The sequence below is a fragment of the Pedobacter sp. HMWF019 genome, assembly GCF_003061025.1.
Classification (GTDB): domain Bacteria; phylum Bacteroidota; class Bacteroidia; order Sphingobacteriales; family Sphingobacteriaceae; genus Pedobacter.
The window spans coordinates 1-20,963 of sequence record NZ_QAIL01000027.1; the positions used below are offsets into that span (position 1 = coordinate 1).

A 20,963-nucleotide genomic window follows, 5' to 3' on the forward strand; every position below is an offset into this window, starting at 1 on the left:
CCATAGTGGAGTTCCTCTGAATAAATTATACTCATAATGTCCAATTACATATTCTATAGGATACTTGCTCTTTAAAGACCGGATGAGTTGTTCATTTGCCTCTAACTGCGCTTCTGTTAAGGGCCATTTCTCTCCACCAACATTTTCAACGCCAATAGCGCAATAGTTTAGTCCAATTACATGTCTGGCCAGAATGGTATCCGGCAAGAGCTGGTAAATGGTTCCGTCACGGTCAATAAGATACTGCGAAGACACGTTTAAGCTACTTGCAGAAGTGAGTTCTCTCCTGGCTCCTGGCAGAGTAGAGGTATTGAATACGTTAAAGGTTTTTTCCACAGAGGGGATTTCGGTCCAGTGAAGCACAATCATAACAGGATTAATGGTAGGCTCTGTTTGATGTAACCCATGCCTTTTTTCGAGGTATTCCAGAGAAAGCTGTTTTCTTTCTTCATCAAAGACGATGGGCTTCTGAATAACCGGATAGGTTTTTTGAGCATAAGCTCCGGATATGATCAGCAAGGCAAGCAGTGTGAAGAGGGTTGATTTATTCAGTATTGAAATCGGTTTCATATCTACAATAATAAGGACAAAGGCCCTTTTGAAGGGCCTTTGTTGGTAAAAAGAATTAATTTTTATCCCACCATAATGGGGTTAATAAACGATATTTTTCAGAGTTGTCTCCCACATTATCCGGGTTACGGGTTTGTTCATTGGTCTCATATACCATGCCCCTGATCCACTGGTTGTCATTATTCGCGTCGAAGATCACTGTATTAAGGTTTAAAGGCCTTTTTAAAGAGGGACCATAAATGGCCTGGCTAAAATCAGACCGGCGCATATCTACCCAGGTTTCAGGATTAAGACATAGCGTGATGTATTTTTGACGCATAATATGGCTCAGGCCCTGTGTAAGATTTGCAAAATGTGCGGCCAGACCATCTGTTAACTGAGCGCTCCAGTAAGAAGCTATTTCAGCATCGGTAACACCCAATTTGCGCATATTAGACTTCACTCCTTCTTCATAGGCAGTTAATGCCCCACTGATATCTCCTGATCTTAATCTTGCCTCCGCTTCAATCAGTTTCACTTCTGAATAAGTTATAAATGGAAAAGGAGACGTTTGTTTGGTATAAAAACCACTGTTGCTAAAACTCCCATAGTCATTTCCGTTGGTCTTTGTCGCATCTCCATTTTGTCCGTTAGCCAGAATTCCCTGCCCACCAACAAGTCCACCACCCGATCTTAAACCCCTGTACTGACCATCAGACAGTGCCGGCTTCATGATCCTGCTGATCCGTGGGTCTTTTACCATAGTATTGGTTACCGGCAATGAGGTCAGCATATTCACAAAGAACTGGCTCCAGGTAAAATACCTTGGATCGTACCTGCTGTCATTAGGATCAGTCGTTGGTAAAACAAATCCCCCCCAACTATACCAGGGATTCTCATCAGTTTGCAGTCCATTTGCCAGATAAGCAAATTCAGCATCCATTCCATCTGCATTAAAGGCATTGGTACAAGCTTCAATTATTTTAGCCGGGTTATACAATGTACCCTTTTTAGATAGATGATTTAAATATCTGGCTTTTAAAGCCCAGGCGAACCTCTTCCATTTGCTGATATCCCCCTGGAATAATATATCTCCCGCAGCAGAATTTAAAGTTGTCTTATTAACTGGATTATTAAATGCAGTGATTGCATCATCAAGCAATTGATCTATCCGTTTGTAGGCCGTTTCCTGATCTTGCATTTTGGGTGTTAGAGATATCTGGGTTTTTCCATTATAAAATTCATCTATAACAATAGCTCCATATTGATCAGCCAGCATGCCAAAATTCATAGCCAATAGTGTTTTACCGGCACCTACAAAACATGGGCTCCCTTCTTCTTCACCTAAATTGATAAGATCTACAATATTGGGCATAGTATATACATAAGTATTCTGCCAGCAAAAATAACTGGCAGTAAAACGCCAGGTCTCTGCATTTAAGTTGGTACCCGTTAAGAGTTTGGTTACCCCATATTGTGTCAGACCGGCAAGCTCTCTCGACCCCCTCCACATCGCAGCACCATTTGAGGTGGTTATTGCACCAACCAATCTGTTTGCAGCTGATACTTTTGTGGGATTATTGGGATCCACATTAACGTCTAAAAATTTCTTGCAGGAACTAAAGCTTAGTAAAACCCCTAAAACAAGAAAACTTAACCCTTTTATATATGATGTTTTCATTTTTCTATCCTCCTTTATTAAAATGTTAATTTTAAACCAAGGTCAAAACCCTTAGTTGCAGGCACACCAAGGTTATCAAAACCAAATGAACCAGATCCACCTACACCCGCTCCGCTTCCTGACACTTCGGGATCAATACCGGAATATTTAGTGATCAAAACCAAATTACGCCCGGTAGCACTAAACGACAAACCTTTGATCTTTATCTTTCCGAGATATTTTGTTGGCATATTATAAGTTAAGGTTGCGTATCTCAACCTGGTCCAGCCTCCATCTTCTACAAAGTCATAGCCTTGATTGGCATAAATGGTTTGATAGTAATTTTGATCCAATGGTACAGCAAGTGTATTCTTAGCTCCGGTAGACTCTATAATACCGTCAAATACTTTAGTTCCACGATCCAGAGTTTTTGTACTTAAACCCGAACGGACCAAAGCATTTTCTGTTGCATTGAATACTTTCCCGCCAACACGCACATCAACCATAAAAGAAAACATGAAATCCTTATAGTTAAAAGTATTGGTGATTCCTCCGGTAAATTTAGGGTTCCTGTCGCCCAGATACCCTAATGGGGCCGTTTGAACTTGTGGAAGACCTTTATTCGTTAACAAAAGTTGTCCTTGTGCATTACGTTTCCATATATTTCCATTGATACCAAACAAACTACCACCCAAAAAAGCTGCCCCCTGGGCGACATTTGCGGCTGCCCAGGCATCTGACATTTCTACCCGGTCCAGTTTTCCTGGCAATTCCAGAACAACTGAAGTGTTATGCGCAAAATTAACATCTATAGACCACCTGAACTCTTTGCCAACAATTGGTTTTGCATTTAACACAACCTCAACACCTCGATTTCTGATGGAACCTCCATTCAATGTCGCAAGAAAGGATCCTGAAGATGGTGGTGTGCGTGTAACTAAAATTTGATTATCGGATTTGCTATTATAATAGGTTATGTCTATACCTAAACGGTTCTTTAAAAACCTTAAATCTGCTCCAGTTTCAAAAGCTCTGGTAAATTCAGGTACAAGAAGAGGATTACCAAAAGCATTATTCGAATTGATAATAAACCCTCTTGGGTTGATCGTAAAGCCATTCGTCAAGGTATTCAAAGCTGTTGAAAGCGAGTATGGGGCAGCGTCTTTACCTACATTGGAGAAAGCCGCCCTGACTTTGCCATAAGAAAAGATTCTGTCATCCGATTTGGCTCCAAACTCTTTCAGCAGGTCTGTTAAAATTACCGAAGCACTTACTGAGGGATAAAAAAATGATCGGTCTTTAATTGGTAAAGTGGAAGACCAGTCGTTCCTGCCTTTAAAATTCAGGTAAGCTATTCCCTTCCAATCCGCATTAAAATCACCAAACCAGCTAAAGATCCTTCTACGGGTTAAACTTTCAGAGGTTGTTCTATCTTGCGTCTTTGTATTGTTAATGCTGGCAAAAGTCGGATCAATAAAATTTGCAGATGCAGAGTTTAAAGTCTGGGAAGACGACATTTCAATATTGTTACCTATGGAAAGGCTCAGGTTAAAATCAGAACCAATTTTCTTTTTCCCCGTTAAAATAGCTGTGGAAGTAGTGATTTGCGTTGTATTAAGGGATTCCGCAATAGCACCTTTAAGCGCGTCCGCCTCTACTGTTCCAGGCATCCTTACTGATTTAAAACTTTCAGTATAATAATCCGTTCCAAGCCTGTAAGTGAAATTCAGAAAGCTGAATGGATTATAGTCTAAGTTACCCTGAGCAATAATTCTATTCACATTAGAGGTAAATGGTTTATTTTGAATCGTCCAGTAAGGGTTATCATTTCCTGTTGTTGTAATGATTTTCTGCGAACCGTCCGCATTCAAATAATCTTTCATATCCAGATTTCTCGGCCAGTACAACACCCCCATAATACCGTTTCCACTACCCTGAGAAAGGTATTCCCGGTCCGTTCTAACATAATTGGCACTTCCTCCAACCGTTAATTTTTCACCAACCTTGGTGTCTGCGTTGATTCTGAATGATTTCTTTTTAAAAGTGGAGTTGTCTAAAATTGATCCCTGATCCACAAGCGAAGCTGATGTATAATAATGCGTCTGATCAGAACTTCCACTTACAGAAACATCATGAGTCTGCGCGAAAGCATTCTTAAAAAAATTGCCCAGGTTATCATATACTTTCTCTCCTGACGCAAAAGCTGGCCCCCATGAATTCTGGGCTGTTGGACTGTAAACGCCTTGTTCTCCCTGCTTAAACTGAGACTGCATTTCCGGCAATTTATTAACATGATCAAATGAGAAACTATTTTGATAGGTTACTCGTGCAGCCCCTCCCGAACCTTTTTTAGTTGTAATGACTACCGCTCCGGAAGCTGCCCGGATACCATATAAAGCTGCAGCTGCTGGTCCTTTCAAAACCGTGATGGTCTCAATATCCTCCGGATTGATATCGATGGCTCTATTTGTTGCAGGACCGACAGAAGCAGCAAAACCACCTTGACCAACAGGCGTACTGTTGTCAACCGGGATCCCGTCGAGAATAAATAAGGGCTGATTATTTCCGCTTAGTGAGCTCCCCCCTCTGATCATAATATTTGCAGAAGAACCAGCTGCACCACTGGAGTTTGTAATCTGTACTCCGGCCACTTTTCCCTGCAGCGCATTCACAATATTGGGTTGTTGAGAGTCTACGATTTCCTGGGCTTTAACATTCTGCGTGGAGAACCCCAGGCTTCGGATTTCCTGCTTTACACCAAAAGCGGTTACCGCAACTTCATTTAAAGTTTTGCTATCCTGCTTTAATTTAACGTTAATGACTTTTGCGCCATTAACGACTATTTCCTGCGGCACCGTACCAATAAAGCTGAAGACAAGTGTTTCATTGCCTTCTGCTTTAATAGAATAACGGCCTTCATTATCTGTACTGATACCTCCGGTTTTGCCCTTAACTTTTACTGAAACACCAGGCAGCGGCAAACCATCGTCTGCTGATGTTACTTTTCCTGTTACTGTTATTTGCTGGGCCATGACTTGAGTGGTTAAAACAAGTGTGCACCAGAATAACATGAGTAGTTTTCTTTTCATGATGAATTTGGGTTTAGGTTGTTGATAGATTATTTAGAATTTACATAAGCATATGGATAGGGAATAAAAAACTGAAAAACAAAACAGGCAGCACTTTATCTATGCTGCCTGTTGATTCTATTTAGAGTGATCCTTCATTATTTCACTTTCAAAGTAATTAAAGACCCCTTTTTAGATAAAGTGTTCTTATTAACAACTTCAACCTCCAGAACAATGGCCGTTCCAGTGGCCAGGCCAGAAGGAACCGGATAATTCAGGATCAATGAATCTGTACGGCTTATTGATGAATAAGCCTTTTGATAAGCCGTAGTTGATACCAGCTGCTGAGCGCCCGTACCTACTGTTGCCCTTAGATTGATCTTGTCAATCGGATCATCAGACCAGTATCTTAAATCCAGGGGAACTGATGCTCCCGAAGCCACATTTGCAGTAGCGGGGGATTGAATGGTAAAACTGGCTACAACTGGCACCTTGCCTATAACTGTTATATTATCTTGCAACCATTGGTCTGGCGCATTCTTTTTACATGCAGTGGTCAACAGTATCACCGAAAAAAGGCCTGCAACCATTATTGATATATTCGTTTTCATTTCCTCTTAATTAATTGAACAACCATATTTTTTGGGCCTGATTTGGAATTTTAGGCACGTTAGGATTTCGACCTGGTTCATTATCAGGATATTTTGCCCGCTGAACATACACATTGCCTAAAAGATTTTTATTAGGCTGTTTCAATCCAGGATAAATAGAAGCATCGTACTGATAACGTCTCATATCTGTCCATGTCTCCATTTGCAGAAATAAGGCGATGTATTTTTGAAGCATGATATCCGTAATTGTGATATTTCCATTCTTAGTGACAACAGCATTAGTTGTATAAGTGGCTATATCGGCATCTGAAACGCCAAGTTTCAGCATGTTTCCTTTTATACCATTAATATAAGCTGTATATGCACCAGCTTTATCTGTAGCAATCAGGGCTTCAGCCTTTATAAACTGCATCTCTGCATAAGTCAATATGGGAACAGGAGACGTTCTTGCACCATAAAAGGTTTTTTCTGTTACATCTGAGTTTGCCAGGATTGCACCAGGATCGGTACTCAGTGCACCAACCGGCCGGCCGATATAAGTGGCAGCTCCTGCGTTATCAAATAATTTTGGCAATCTTGGGTCTATTACCCCGCTAAAATATCCTGTACCATTCATCAGGTTCACCAGGAAATAGGAAGGGCGACCCTGTTTTGCTGTAATAGCAGGTTGGCCCAGATTTGTATACCAGGGGCTTGGTCTTTCCTGAGAATATTTCAACTGTAAATCTACTGCTCCCTTTTGGTCATCAATAGCAGAGGAAACATCAGAGATGGCTTTAGCAAGATTGGCTGGATCCTTTTTAGACAAGTGGAGATAATAGCGGGCCCGCGCTCCATAAGCTACCTTTTGCCAGCTGGCGATTGTTCCTCCAAAAATAAGATCACTTGTTCCGACTTTTAAACTTGCTGTTGCGGGAACTGGTTTTGCCAGGTCGGCAATTGCCCCATCCAAAAGGGCCTTCAGCGACGTGTTATAAATGTCTTGTTGCGCATCGTAAGTTGGACTTGGAACAGTAGGCCCCTTGAAAGCCTGGCTGTAAGGCAAGTCCCCCCAGATGTCCGTGCTTTGCATTAAAGTCAATGCAAAAAGTACTTTACCAATGCCAGAATACTGAGGAGCTCCAAGCTTTTCTGCGCGATCAATCATATCTTTTAAGTTTGGCATCGCATCTCTGTAAGCCGATTCCCAGATATTGTCAAATCCGTAAGGATTATAAGAATCTATATTTGCTTCATAGGAGTTAAAACCAGCTAAATATTGTGGATAGCTGTTTCCATATTGTCCTACATTAAAAAAAGATGTTGCAGTAAACTGAATGGTTGCACCTAAAAGGCCTGATAAATTTGCCTGATCTGGTGTTAGCCTTGAAGGGTCATCATTAATGTCCAGGGCCTTCTTGCAAGCACCAAACGATGCTGCAACAACGACCATCATAACCAGGACTTTTATATTTATTCTTTTCATTTTTCTAGAAATTAACATTTACACCAACGTATACACTTCTTGTAGAAGGAATACCCGTTCCTACATAGCCAACTGAGTTTGATCCTGCACCATAAGCACTTGCCTCCGGATCAAATCCATTAAACGGCGTGCTTAACCACAGGTTATTTCCCGTTACAGAAAGCGATGCAGATTTAATAAAAGTTTTGTTCAGCCATTTTTTTGGCAATTCGTAAGCAAGTGAAACATTTTGCAGCCTGACCCATGAAGCATCCTGAAAACCATTGTTTTCTGTAGAAAGCCTGTAAGCAAAACTATTGTTATAAAAACTCTGGTCAATCAGGGCCGCTTTGTCATTTGGAACATATACAGGATTTGCCGCAGTACCAGTATTCTTAACGCCTTTAAAAATCACCATTTCATTTCTCATTTGCGTTTCTGCACCTATACCGGTAGTATATCTTTGTGTTTTTGGAATGTCGAAGACATCTCCGCCTTTCTTAAAGCTAAACAGGAAAGAGAACGTAAATCCTTTGTAATTCAACGTACTGCCAATGCCACCAACCCAGTCCGGATAAGCATTTCCAACCAGGAAGTTATCTGACAATTGTTGAGTTGTTGAAGGATATCCGTTGGCATCAAGAATAAGTTGTCCATTATACGGACTGCTTGGATCAGACACCCTTAAATAAGGCCAGCCATACCAGTCTCCAGGTCTGCCACCTGTTTTAATAATTTGTTTAACCCACGGTGTCTCCGGATTGAATTGGATTTCACTTACTCCGGGAGGCATTGATAGCACTCGTCCTTTTGTTTGTGACCAGTTGGCATTGATGTCCCATTTAAATTCAGGCGTATTGATCACATTAGCTGTTAGCAAAAATTCCAGTGAATTATTGCGTATTTTACCTGCATTGGTTACGAAAATATCAAATCCTGAAGCGTAACTGATTGGAACTGGAACGATCTGATCAATACTATTAAGTATAGCATAGTTGGCATCCAGGGTAATTCTGTTTTTAAGAAAGTGAAACTCTCCTCCAAACTCCAATCCTTTTGTTCTTTCCGGGCGCAGAGACTCGGAACCAACTTTAATATCTCTTCTTACTCCACTCACACCACTAAAAGCCTGAAGTGTCGAATAATACTCTCCAATTTGATAAGGATCTGCATCTTTACCAACTTCAGCATAAGAAGCCCTTAACTTACCATAATTGAAGATCGGGTTGTCTTTCAGGCCCAACGTTTCTGTAAATACATAAGAGAGACTGGTTGAAGGATAAAAGAAAGACCGGTTTTTAGGTGGCAATGTAGATGACCAGTCATTTCTTCCCGTCACATTCATAAACACAGTATTGTCGTAACTCACCGTCAGATCACCAAAAACACCAATGATGTTCTTTTTAGTTGGGAAAGTTGTTGGGTTATAAACATTGTAATTGTTAATACTTTCCACATTAGGAACTACAGCCTGGGTTCCATTTAAGGAAAGGTTCGTTCCGTTAATATGAGTAAAAGAATGTCCAACTAAGAAATTCACATTCCATTTGTCACCAAATTGCTTGGAAGCTCTGGCAAAGAAATTAGAGTTGATTTCATTATAGCTGATCCTTTGTTCTGTCATAGACCCCAATGGACTAATTAATAAACCAACCTCATTATATACTTGTCTGAAATCGGTATAGTGATCCAAACCCGCTTTATAATTGAAGGTCAGCCAGTCTGTTGCCTTATACTCTACACCAAGGTTTCCTATAAGTCTGTTTACATTGTCTCTTAGATAAGCATTCTCAGTAAAATAGAATGGGTTCTGTATAGAAGCGTTATATGTTTTTTCAGAACCATCTGGATTTAGATAGTCTCTCGGATCTACCGTATTGGTAGAGCGCATTAAATAATAAATGGTTCCGGAGGATACACCAGTACGGGGGTTCTTTCCTCCAGAATTGATGTAGTTTGCAGATCCCTCAAACTTCAACTTATCAGAAGCTTTCAAGGTTCCGGCAAGTTTTATAGAGGTTTTTCCATAATCTGAGTTTGGAACTACGCCATCCTGAGTAGAGTTCGCAATGGAAGTAAAGTAAGTGGCACTTTCATTTCCACCACTAAAAGTAAAAGAGTTTTGTGCCTGATGACCTGTTTTAAAGAACAAATCATAAGGATTATAGGTTGGAATTCCCTCTATTTTAGGACCCCAGGTATTAACTGTCGGAACGTATGCACCATTGTTTCCATTACCATAAGCAGTTTGAATAGCCGGTTTAGTGGCTACGTCGTCAAAGCTATAGGAAGATTTGAAACTAAAGGCTGGCTTTCCACCTTTACCAGATTTTGTAGTAATGATCACCGCACCATTTGCTGCTCTCAGACCATATAGAACAGATGCAGCCGGGCCTTTCAAAATAGTCATGGTTTCGATGTCGTCTGGATTGATATCCGCTGCCCTATTGGTATTTTGGAAATTGTCATTTAGCTGATCTGTATTGTTGGAAATAGGGATTCCGTCTACAACAAACAGGGGTTGGTTATTTGCTGAAGGATTCAGGGAGTTAATTCCCCGAATTTGGATCCTTGACCCTGAACCGGCTGCTCCTCCTGCGCTGGTAATCTGCACACCCGAAGCTTTACCTTTTAAGGCATTGATTACATTGGATTGATTGGTATTGGCAATATCTGCGGCCTTAATTTCCTGAGTTGCATATCCCAATGCCCGCTTTTGCTGCTTAACGCCCAACGCCGTTACAACAACCTCATTTAAATTGTTTGCCGTTGGTTTCAGCACAACGTTTAAATTGCTGTTGCTCCCAACAACAATTTCCTGTGCAACCATCCCAATATAGCTAAACACCAGTACATCAGATGAGGTGGCTTTAATGGAATAGATACCATTCGTATTGGTCTGAACAACCGTGCTGCTGCCCTTTATCTTTACAGATACTCCAGGGATAGGCATCAGGTCATCAGAGGAGGTGACCTTTCCCGATACCGAAATTTGCTGAGCCAGTGCTTGAGTAGCCAGCATGAAGGTCCCCCATAATAACATGAGTAGTTTTTTTTTCATAATGAATTGGTTAAGATTAAGTTTGTCTTATTCGGCATAATGCTTTGTGCGTCTTTATGCGTCTTTATGCAATAAATTTAAAAAAATATATTATTAAAAAATCATATCAAGAAAAAAAAGCACTTATAATTCAATTAAATAGCTTCTGGCGTGCAGCAATTTGCGTGTTTAAACACGATAAAACAGATTTAATATAAAACACAAGGGCCCCGGTTGGGGCCCTTGTGTTTTATATTAAATAGGGAGTTTATTTCCCAGATAAAGAGATACTTTATTAAAAAGCCGGGTCTGAAGGTGTATTCGGATTATTATCCCGTTCCGTGAAAGGATAAGGGAAAAAGTTTCTTTTCCTTTCCGAATTTGGCCGCCCAAATCTCCTCATATCTTCGATCTTCAAACCCGACATATACAACTCTATGCATCTGTGTTTATAAATCAGATCCAGTAATTGAGCTTGAGTGTAAGTTCCTGTAAGCTGAGGTAAAGCAGCGCCTACACCAAAATGATCTGAAGAAGGTGTTTTTGTTACGACTTTATTTAGCTCAATCAAAGCATTAGTAAGATCTGGCTGACGAGCATAGGCCTCTGCTTTGATCAAAGTAATCTCACCAGGTAAGAAAACCGGGATCGACTGAGTTAAGGCGGAGCCAAAACCTTTAATTCCAAGAAAAGGTGCCAATGCTATCGGCTGGGTGTAAAAAGACACTCTCTGATCTGCCGCGTCCGGAACAAAAGCTCCAGTCTGTCCAAGAGCAATATTGCTTGGTTGGAAAACATTATTCGTCGAAGTTGCAATATCATAAATAGGATTAAAGGTATTCGTATCAAAATCAAAAGTTGAATACCCGGCTGGATCAACCAAATCGGCGGTAGCCAAAGCCAACGGATAGTTACCCGCAAAAAGAGCATAGCGTGCTTTTAAAGCCAACAAAGTGTTTTTAACATTTAAATTTTTGGGAACACTAGCCTTAAAGCTTACACTAGGCTGGCTAGCGGCGATTACAGCCAAAGCATTATCGATTACACTAATTGCTTTATTGAATCCTTCAAGCCTGGTCACAAATCCCACGTTATGGCCAATGCCAGCTGGAATCTTTTCCCAGTACTGCGACAAGTTACCAATAGCAAGAGCTTTGAAAACACTGGTATAAGCGATCAAACCTGCAGCATAATTTTTATCTGCAAGATTAGCCGCATTAGTAATAACGTTATCCGCATCGAAGATAATCTTATTAGAAACACTCCAAATATTACCCAGCACCGTATTTGTACCATCCACGCTGTTACCTCCGGTAAAGAGCTGCAATTCCGGTATATTTCCCGCATTAGACAGTAACAACTCGTTGGTTACAAATCCATTTGCCTCTACAGAGTTAAAATACACACCGGTTCTTGAAGAAGAATACAATTTCTGAAGCCCAACAGCAATCCCAGTAAGTCCTCTCGAGGAGTTTAGAACGTCTGTAGCCAGAGCCGCATTTGGATCTTTGTATTCCTTTTTACAGGAAGTAGAAGCCAATATCAAAGAGGCCACAAGTGTTATTTTATATATATATAACTTTTTCATATCTGATCTTTTTGAAATTTAAAACTTAACCTGTAACCCTAAACTGAATGTGCGTGGAATTGGCACTGAACCAAAATCTATGTTACGCAATAGAGTAGACTGTCCACCCGCGTTTACTTCTGGGTCATATCCTTTATAATTATCCCACGAAATCAAATTCCGGCCACTTAGATTAATGGTAAGGTCTTGCAAAAACTTAACTTTCCCTACATTATAGCTTAAAGAAACCTCTCTTAATTTTATAAATGAACCATTGTCAATACGCCATTCTTCAACAGCATAAGCACCTGCTATATAACCTCTTGGTAGTTTTCCTTCCTGCTCCTGCTCCGCAACCTTGCCATTACCCACGCCCTGACGGGTACGCCAGTCGGCATTCCAGACATCTCCTCCGTGAACATCATCTAACTGGATATGCAGATTGAATCTTTTATAGGAAAAGTCGTTAACAAAAGAAGCTGTATAACCAGGGTTTGGATTGCCAAGCACTTTACGTAACGTCGTTCCTGTTGGCATCCCATTAGCATCTCTCTGAGGTATAAATGTAGTAGAAGATGTTTGGATTCCACGCTCTGTTTGTGGAATGCCGGCTGCATTAGTCAGTAAACTTCCATCAGGATTCCTGGCAAAGAATGTTCCATAGAATACCCCTATAGGTTGTCCATCAATAATTGCCACAGGTGCCCCTGGGTTAGTGGTGATCAACCGTAGTGCACCTGTTCCAACAGCCTTATTTCTGTTTCTGTTAAAGATAAAAGTTGTATTCCACTTGAAATCCCGGCCCGAGACAGGTACTCCTGTCAGCATCAGCTCTATTCCTTTGTTTTCTAAAGCTCCGTTATTGTCCAGTAAGCCTGTATACCCTTCTGAAGGTGCGATCACCACCGGAATTAACAGGTCTTTCACCTTTTTACGGTACCAGTTAAAGGTCAATCCTAATCGATTTGAGAAAAAAGAGAGATCTGTTCCAAGTTCAAGTTCACGCTGACGCTCTGGCCTCACATTGACATTGGCAAGAGTATTACTTCCTGTAAAACCAGTACTGCCCAACAGTGGGTTAGAATAATATTCATTAAAGCGATCGTAAGCCCCAATTCCTGTTAAATTTCCCGACTCGCCATAAGCTCCCCGGACTTTGAATGTACTCCACCACTGCGATACTCCGAAGTTTTTCCAATAATCAGCTGAAGAAAGCACATAGCTCACATTTCCCTTCAAATACTTCTGGGTACGGTTTGCACTACTGAATACAGAAGATTGGTCAACCCTTAATGCTCCTGTCACAAATAAATGATCTCTGTATTTAAAATTCTGCTGCACATAGGCACCGCTAATGGTAAATTCAGACCTCCTGTCTACATTTGGAAGCACGGTGCTTGCGCCATTCACTGTTTCTATAAACGGAGCTAAGCCACGTCCGTTCAGTAAAGAGTAAAGATCCTTCTGGTATTGATAAGACCCACCCACTTGAGTGGTAGATAATAAACCATCTGCCAATTTAGCATCATAAGTAAAGTTCAATTCATTATTGAATAATGTAGTGGTCGCATTTGCTGCGCTTGCATACCCATTCAAACTGGCATCCAGATTAGGACCACCGCCATAAAAACCTGTACTTACATTGTAGGCAAACGGAGGAATAAGTGTAGTTCCGTTTTGTATTGTATTATCTACGCCCATTGTATAATCAATGGTCAGATTTTTCACCGGATTTAACTTTAACCCTGTATTGGCGATAATCCTGTTGGTGAATTGCCTCTGTTTAATATCTTCTATTACTGAAACCGGGTTTACCCTTCCTCTTTCACCAACAGCCTTTAAATTCCCAAGAGCATCTCTTGCAAAAATATCATGGAAGTTACCAATAATGGTTACAGAATTCATTGGTGAGAAAAAAGAATTACCATCAGGTTTCTCATTGGCATCGCTATGGATGTAATTAAAGCCTGCTGTTAATTTTGCCCAGTTGTTAATTTTTTGGTCCAGATTGGCTCTGAAATTGTACCTTTTAAAATTGGTATTCTTAATGATCCCTTCATTGGAAAAATAGCCAGCAGAAGTATAGAACTTTGTATTATCAGTACCGCCTGATACAGATACGGTATTGTCAGTACCAGTACCGGTTTGAAAGATATAATCCTGATAATTATATCTTGTTACAGGCGTAGTCGTAGTCGCTAAGGCTGGCGGGGTTCCAGTGAGCTGAATAATATCTTGTGTGAATACATCAGGAGAGCCTCCGAATTTAACGGGTGACTGATTAACTTCAATCTGTTTCCTGAGCTTACTTACAATTAAGCTGGTTGAAAAACTGACTACAGTTTTTCCACTCACTCCCCTTTTAGTAAAAATCTGAACTACACCCGAGTTTGCTCTTGACCCATAGATGGCTGCTGCAGCCGCGCCGTTCAGCACCTCAATATGATCAATATCGTTTGGATTGATATCAACCATCCTGTTTTGTCCAACACTTCCAACAAAATTTCCATTTTGTCCGGCCGGATTCCCGGAATTATTACCCCCATCATAATTAGCAGAGGTATTGGTTACGCGTGTGGTGGAGTTATTCACAATTACGCCATCGATGATATACAAAGGTTCAGAAGAGGAGTTTACAGAACTTACTCCCCGTAGTCTTACAGACATTCCCCCTGCCGGGTCGCCTGAATTCTGGCTAATCTGGGCTCCAGCTGTTTTACCCTGCAAAGAGGCAAGTACATTCCCGCTCGGAGCTTTGACAAGGTCATCTCCTTTGACCGTACTCACATAACTTCCCAACTGTTTACGGGTTGTACCCTGCGAGGTACCGGTAACAATCACCTCATCTAATCCTACGGCATCAGTTCCCAATTCTGCATTTACAGTTACTTTGTCCTCAGTGCCGAGAATAACCGACTTACTGACAGACTTAAAGCCAATATAAGAAAACGTAACCTGATAAGTTCCCGGAGCCAAATTAGCTGCAAGACTAAAAACGCCATCATTATTTGATGCAGTAGCAAAGCTGGTACCCTGAATCTTAACCACGGCCCCCGGGATGGTTTGTTTGGTTGATGCATCCACAATTTTACCCCCTAAAGTAAACCGTTTATTCTGCGCGTGGGCAGAAACGGCAAACATCAATAATAGAACGGGCACTATAAAAGCATAAATGCACTTAAAGCACCACAATGTGTAGATTTTTTTCATACTTGTTTGGTTAGTAATTATGGTCAATTGTTAATTTGACAATACATCTTTAAACACGCAATTACACGCACAAAGATATTCTCAAAGTAAATATCATAAATGTTTTCTGTTAAATACAAGGAATTATTAACTATTTATAAATAAATCAGCAAAATATTATTGCACAAATCCGCATAAATCCGCAACTTCTCTTTTCTTTTCATATATTTATTACATTAGCAAAAAATTCAGTCCATGTTAAAGAAGGAACGCCATGATCTGATCATGCGCCAGATCAACCTACACAACAGAGTACTCACCTCTGATCTTGTACAATTATTAAATGTTTCTGAAGATACCATCAGAAGAGATCTTCAGGAGTTATGTGATAGAGATCAGTTAATTAAAGTTCACGGAGGTGCACTTTCTACTTCCTATCAATCTTCTTTTGACGATAAAAATGTCTATGCCCGTGAAGCAAAAATTGCCATTGCAAAAAAAGCCATATCCCTGATCAAAGATGGCATGGTGATTTTAACCGGTGGCGGGACAACCATTATAGAGCTCGTTAAACAATTACCAGATCATCTTCAAGCTACCTTTTTTACCATCAGCCCCTATGTAGCCATCGAATTGGCAAAATATGCTAAAATAGAAGTCATCCTGATCGGAGGCCTATTTTCAAAAAATTCTCAGGTGACTTATGGTGGCCATGTGATCAACCAATTATCCGAAATCAACGCAGATCTCTGTTTGCTGGGCACAAGTGCCATGCACGCACAGAATGGGCTTACAGATACCGACTGGGAAATTAACCAGCTCAAAAAAACCATGTTGAATTCCTGTAAAAATGCTGCTGTACTTTGCATTTCGGAGAAGCTAAATACCACCCAAAGGCTTAAAGTTGCCTCGCTGGAAAAAATAAATTATCTCATCACCGAACTTCCTGCAACCAGCCATGAACTGGATGCCTACAGAACAAAAGGTATTAAAGTCCTGTAAGCAAAAAACGATCAGCCATAAAATTTTGATCAGGAACATAAATATCTGTGCATTATTCTCTAGATATTATAGAAATAGTGTGCTATATTTACTGCTCCGTACCAATTTTAACAACCTAATAAATGGCTAGATTAAATCTATTAGAAGAGACGCGCTTTGAAAAACTGCCTGTCTCTGTCTTTGACAATCCGCGTGAAGCATCTTTGAATGTTGCTCACCGTATTGCAAACCTTATTAAAAAAAAGCAAGAACAAAATGAGATGGCCGTTCTTGGCTTAGCAACGGGGGCCACACCAATTGCAGTCTATGCAGAACTTGTTCGTTTACACAAAGAAGAGGGGCTAAGTTTTAAGAATGTAATTACATTTAACCTTGATGAATATTACCCTATGCAGCCTAATGCCGCACAGAGTTATGTAACATTCATGAATGAAAATCTTTTTGATCACATTGATATTGATAAAAACAATGTGAACATCCCGGATGGCACACTTACCCTGGAAGAAATTCCCTCATTCTGCCTCAACTATGAGCGTAAAATCGGAGAACTGGGTGGATTGGACATTCAGATCCTGGGTATCGGACGTACCGGACACATTGGTTTCAATGAGCCGGGATCAGCGCCAAACTCAGGAACCAGACTGGTAACCCTGGATGACCTGACCAGGCGCGATGCGGCCAGAGACTTTGGTGGAAAATCTTTCGTTCCAACAAAAGCCATTACTATGGGTATCGGCACGATATTCAAAGCCAGGGAAATTATTCTCATGGCCTGGAACAGAAAAAAAGCTTCAATTATTAAAAAAGCCGTAGAAGGTGAAATCTCAAGTGAAGTACCCGCGACTTATTTACAGTTATCCGATCACGTAGAATTCATTCTGGACGTTGACGCAGCTTCCTTATTGACTCGTTTTGATACACCTTGGCTGGTTAAAGATTGCATCTGGGATGAAACACTAACCCGTAAGGCAGTAATCTGGCTGGCCAACAAACTTCAAAAGCCAATTCTGAAACTCACAGAAGATGACTTTAACAACAACGGCATGGCGCAACTTGCTGTTGAAAAAGGTCCGGTTTACAATATCAACATCCATATCTTCAACAAGCTTCAGCACACCATTACCGGATGGCCTGGAGGTAAACCGAACGCAGACGATTCTCAAAGACCAGAACGTGCAGAACCGGCTACAAAAAGGGTGATCATTTTCTCGCCGCATCCAGACGACGATGTGATCTCGATGGGCGGAACATTTATCCGTCTTGTAGACCAGCACCACGATGTGCATGTGGCCTATCAAACTTCCGGAAATACGGCAGTTTGGGATGATGATGCCCTTCGTTTTGTGGAATTCAGTATAGATTTTGCCCAGAAGATGGGATTGGGCCAGGATGCTTTACAAAACATTTACGACAACATGCGTAAATTCATTGAGCAAAAGCAGCCAAACCAGGTAGATACTCCAGAAATCCAATCTGTAAAAGGTTTGATTAGAAAAGGAGAAGCCATTGCCGGCGCCCGTTATTGCGGACTGGAAGATGATCATATCCACTTTATGGCACTTCCTTTCTATGAGACTGGTAAAAATCAAAAGAATCCGGTAACCAGTAAAGATGTAGAACTGACCATTGAATTACTTCAAAAAGTTAAACCTCAGCAGGTTTTCGCTGCGGGTGATTTTGAGGATCCTCATGGAACACATATCGTATGCTTTAACATCATCCTGGCAGCTTTAACAGAACTTCGTAAAACAGAAGCCTGGGCGCAAGAATGCTGGTTATGGATGTACCGTGGTGCATGGCATGAATTTGAAACCCATGAAATTGAAATGGCTGTTCCATTGAGTCCTCAGGAACTGGAGAAAAAGAAATACGCCATCTTCAAACACCAGTCCCAGAAGGACCGTGCCGTATTCCCTGGAGACGATTCGCGTGAATTCTGGAAACGTGCGGAGGACAGAAACCGTGAAACAGCAAAAGCTTATGACGACCTTGGATTGGCAGAGTACGAAGCCATGGAGGCCTTTGTAAGATGGAAATTCTAAATGATGGAAAAGAGTTCTCAAAGGTTATTGTCCCTTGATTTTTTCAGGGGGGCAACAGTAGCGGCAATGATCCTGGTAAATAACCCGGGTGATTGGGGAAACATCTATGCGCCTTTGGAGCATGCCAGCTGGAACGGCTGTACGCCCACAGACCTGATCTTCCCCTTCTTCCTGTTTATTGTTGGAGTATCCATTGCCTATGCCATGGGGAGCAAAAAGACCGATCCGACCCTGCACAACCAGACTATACTCAGAGCATTTAAACGTGCTTTAATCCTGTTTGGTCTGGGCCTGTTCCTGTCTTTATACCCAAAAGTCTTTACTGAACCCTTTGAGGCTTTTAAAACGGTCAGAATACCCGGTGTATTGCAGCGCATAGCCCTTGTATTTTTCTTTTCTTCCGTCATTTTTCTGAAGAATTCAGAGCGGAACATATTTAAAATACTCATTGGGCTGCTTGTGGTATACTGGGCATTACTCACTTTTGTACCTGTACCGCATGTTGGCTATCCTAATCTGGAAAAAGAGACAAATTTAGGCGCCTGGCTGGACCGAAGTTTACTAACTGAGGCCCATTTATGGAAATCAGCAAAGACCTGGGATCCAGAGGGCATCCTGAGTACCGTTCCCGCAATTGCCTCTGGACTGTTTGGCGTGCTTGTTGGCATCTATTTAAAGCGTAAAGATGTTGAGGCTGCCACGAAAATTGCCTGGCTGTTCTCTACCGGATTTGCTGCCATCGCCCTGGGTTTGCTGTGGGATCTTGAATTTCCCATCAACAAATCCCTATGGACCAGTTCCTATGTGCTCTATGCTGGGGGATTGGCAACTGTTATCCTCTCTTTAAGCTACTGGATCATTGACGTGCAGAAATATACCCGGTTTACAACACCATTTGTGGTCTATGGAGTGAATGCCATTACTGTATTTTTCCTTTCGGGTTTAATTCCAAGAACATTAAACATGATACAGGTAAAAATGTTGGATGGAACAACTGCAGGTGCACAGTGGTGGTTGTATAAAAGCTATTACAGTCCAAATTTTTCGCCAGTGAATGCTTCACTAGCCTGGGCAGTTACACAGATTCTCTTCTGGCTGGTCATTCTATGGATCATGTACAAAAAGAAGATCTTTATTAAAGTTTAAAAAAGAAAGCCTGATGAATATCATCAGGCTTTCTTTTTTATTTGGTTTCTACACCAACAGGACCACTTGGCTCACTTTCGTTCTTCAACCGATCCAGTGCCGTCACTAAATAATTATATCTTTTCCCCTTATCTACAGTCGTATCAATGAAAGATGTAAAGTCTTCAAAACTGACCCTAAGTATGTTCTTAGGATTTAAAACAGAAATTTTCTCCCCCTCATCAAAGCGATAGATCACATAACCTGAAGCGGTTTCTCCATCTTCCGCCATAAATGGCTTAGCCCATTGGAGGTGTACGCCATCATTGGCCGCTTCTGCTTTAAAATCTTGAGGTGCATTAGGAACAACATCATCCAGCCATGGCATCTGCGGAGGAAGAGCCGGATATTTATACAGATCATTCTTCAGAGAATCTCCAACAGCTCTTGCTACAGTTGTGAAGGATTTGGAACTAAAAAAAACACTGCCCTGCACCCTGTTGTTCTCCCTCAGATACCTGATCTGATCTGGAATCTGACTGGGTTGCCTCCAGGCGGCTTCCATTTTCTGATTCACCAGGTATGCAGCCTGGCCAATGTATAAATGTCGTCCAAAAGTATTGTTGCTCCACCAGTCTACCAATGTTCCAAAAGGAGCAGCTTTTCTGGTGAAACTAAAATAGATCTGAGGATTAATGTAATCTACCCATCCCTCCTTAACCCATTTCCTGGAATCAGCGAATAATTCCGCGTAATTGGAAAGACCACTTGTTTTAGACCCCTCTGCATCTTCAAAAGAGTTTTTCCATATCCCAAAAGGACTAATCCCAAATTTCACATACTTTTTATAATGGTGAATACTGTCGTCCAGCATTTTGATCAGCATGTCGACATTATTCCGCCTCCAGTCCTTAATATCTGTAAATCCATTGGGGTATTTAGCAAATGTTAAAGCATCGTTTATTCTCTGCCCAGAGATCGGATAAGGATAAAAATAGTCATCAAAGTGAATCCCGTCAATATCATAGCCTTTCACCACATCAAGGATCACCTCAACAATATATTCCCTAACCTCCGGGAGGCCGGGATCGAACTGCTTTTTGCCTCCATATAAAAAGAACATATCCGGCCGCTTAGCCGTCATATGACTACTGCTTACCGCGGAACTTCCACCCATCGTGGCCCGGTAGGGATTAAACCAGGCATGCAGTTCCATTCCCCTGGAGTGTGCCTCTTTTATAGCAAATTCCAAAGGATCATAACCCGGACTTGGCGCCAGTCCCTGTCTTCCCATTAGCCACTGGCTCCAGGGCTCTCTCGATTTAGAATAAAAGGCATCTGCTGCCGGCCTAACCTGCAGGATAATTGCGTTCATTCCATTCTTTTTATGCTGGTCCAGCAGAGCGATCAGCTCCTGTTTTTGCTGATCTATGCTTAGTCCCGGCTTGGAAGGCCAGTCAATATTCGCCACTGTAGCCACCCAGATCCCTCTAAACTCTCTTTTTGGAGCGATTTTTGCAGTTGTTTGAGCAGATATAGTGTTGGGTAAAATAAATGCAACTATAATTGCATAAACAATGTTCTTAAGCATTCTTTATCTTTTTTGACGTTCATTTGTGTGTTTGTGTAGGTTATGCAAAGTAATACAACACAGCCCACCTAGGCA

General features: G+C 41.3%; 12 protein-coding genes. 3 read left to right on the plus strand and 9 right to left on the minus strand.

Annotation, left to right across the window (positions count from 1 at the left end):
* The 8 genes from DBR11_RS01625 to DBR11_RS01660 all read right to left on the minus strand — a co-directional run.
* Positions 1–570 (minus strand): N-acetylmuramoyl-L-alanine amidase (locus tag DBR11_RS01625; protein ID WP_108549864.1); only part of this gene is annotated, 570 nt, incomplete at its 3' end.
* 55 nt (positions 571–625) lie between these two features.
* Positions 626–2,230, minus strand: coding sequence for a SusD/RagB family nutrient-binding outer membrane lipoprotein (locus tag DBR11_RS01630; protein ID WP_108549865.1), 1,605 nt, complete (start codon positions 2,228–2,230; stop codon positions 626–628).
* A 17-nt stretch (positions 2,231–2,247) separates the two neighbouring features.
* A complete protein-coding gene (locus tag DBR11_RS01635; RefSeq protein ID WP_108549866.1) occupies positions 2,248–5,298 on the minus strand; it encodes a SusC/RagA family TonB-linked outer membrane protein in 3,051 nt (1,016 codons plus the stop codon).
* 137 nt (positions 5,299–5,435) lie between these two features.
* Positions 5,436–5,888 (minus strand): hypothetical protein, encoded by a 453-nt coding sequence (locus DBR11_RS01640; protein ID WP_146186437.1) that lies wholly within the window; start codon positions 5,886–5,888, stop codon positions 5,436–5,438.
* Between the two features lie 10 nt (positions 5,889–5,898).
* Complete coding sequence (locus DBR11_RS01645) at positions 5,899–7,353, minus strand: SusD/RagB family nutrient-binding outer membrane lipoprotein (RefSeq protein WP_108549874.1); 1,455 nt, start codon at positions 7,351–7,353, stop codon at positions 5,899–5,901.
* 4 nt (positions 7,354–7,357) lie between these two features.
* Positions 7,358–10,393: a SusC/RagA family TonB-linked outer membrane protein gene (locus DBR11_RS01650; protein ID WP_108549868.1), complete on the minus strand. Its 3,036-nt coding sequence runs from the start codon at positions 10,391–10,393 to the stop codon at positions 7,358–7,360.
* 274 nt (positions 10,394–10,667) lie between these two features.
* Positions 10,668–11,960 (minus strand): RagB/SusD family nutrient uptake outer membrane protein, encoded by a 1,293-nt coding sequence (locus tag DBR11_RS01655; RefSeq protein WP_108549869.1) that lies wholly within the window; start codon positions 11,958–11,960, stop codon positions 10,668–10,670.
* An 18-nt stretch (positions 11,961–11,978) separates the two neighbouring features.
* Positions 11,979–15,149 (minus strand): SusC/RagA family TonB-linked outer membrane protein, encoded by a 3,171-nt coding sequence (locus DBR11_RS01660; protein ID WP_108549870.1) that lies wholly within the window; start codon positions 15,147–15,149, stop codon positions 11,979–11,981.
* A 234-nt stretch (positions 15,150–15,383) separates the two neighbouring features.
* Here DBR11_RS01660 and DBR11_RS01665 point away from each other — a divergent pair, with 234 nt between their 5' ends.
* The 3 genes from DBR11_RS01665 to DBR11_RS01675 all read left to right on the plus strand — a co-directional run bounded on the left by DBR11_RS01665 (position 15,384) and on the right by DBR11_RS01675 (position 19,318).
* Positions 15,384–16,130, plus strand: a complete 747-nt coding sequence (locus DBR11_RS01665; RefSeq protein WP_108549871.1) for a DeoR/GlpR family DNA-binding transcription regulator — start codon at positions 15,384–15,386, stop codon at positions 16,128–16,130.
* Between the two features lie 122 nt (positions 16,131–16,252).
* On the plus strand, positions 16,253–18,172 hold the full coding sequence (nagB, locus tag DBR11_RS01670; RefSeq protein ID WP_108549872.1) for a glucosamine-6-phosphate deaminase: 1,920 nt from the start codon (positions 16,253–16,255) through the stop codon (positions 18,170–18,172).
* On the plus strand, positions 18,173–19,318 hold the full coding sequence (locus DBR11_RS01675) for an acyltransferase family protein (protein ID WP_199233737.1): 1,146 nt from the start codon (positions 18,173–18,175) through the stop codon (positions 19,316–19,318).
* A 37-nt stretch (positions 19,319–19,355) separates the two neighbouring features.
* On the opposite strand, the gene DBR11_RS01680 is transcribed toward DBR11_RS01675, so the two are convergent.
* Positions 19,356–20,888, minus strand: coding sequence for a glycoside hydrolase family 10 protein (locus tag DBR11_RS01680; RefSeq protein ID WP_108549873.1), 1,533 nt, complete (start codon positions 20,886–20,888; stop codon positions 19,356–19,358).
* Positions 20,889–20,963 lie beyond the last annotated feature (75 nt).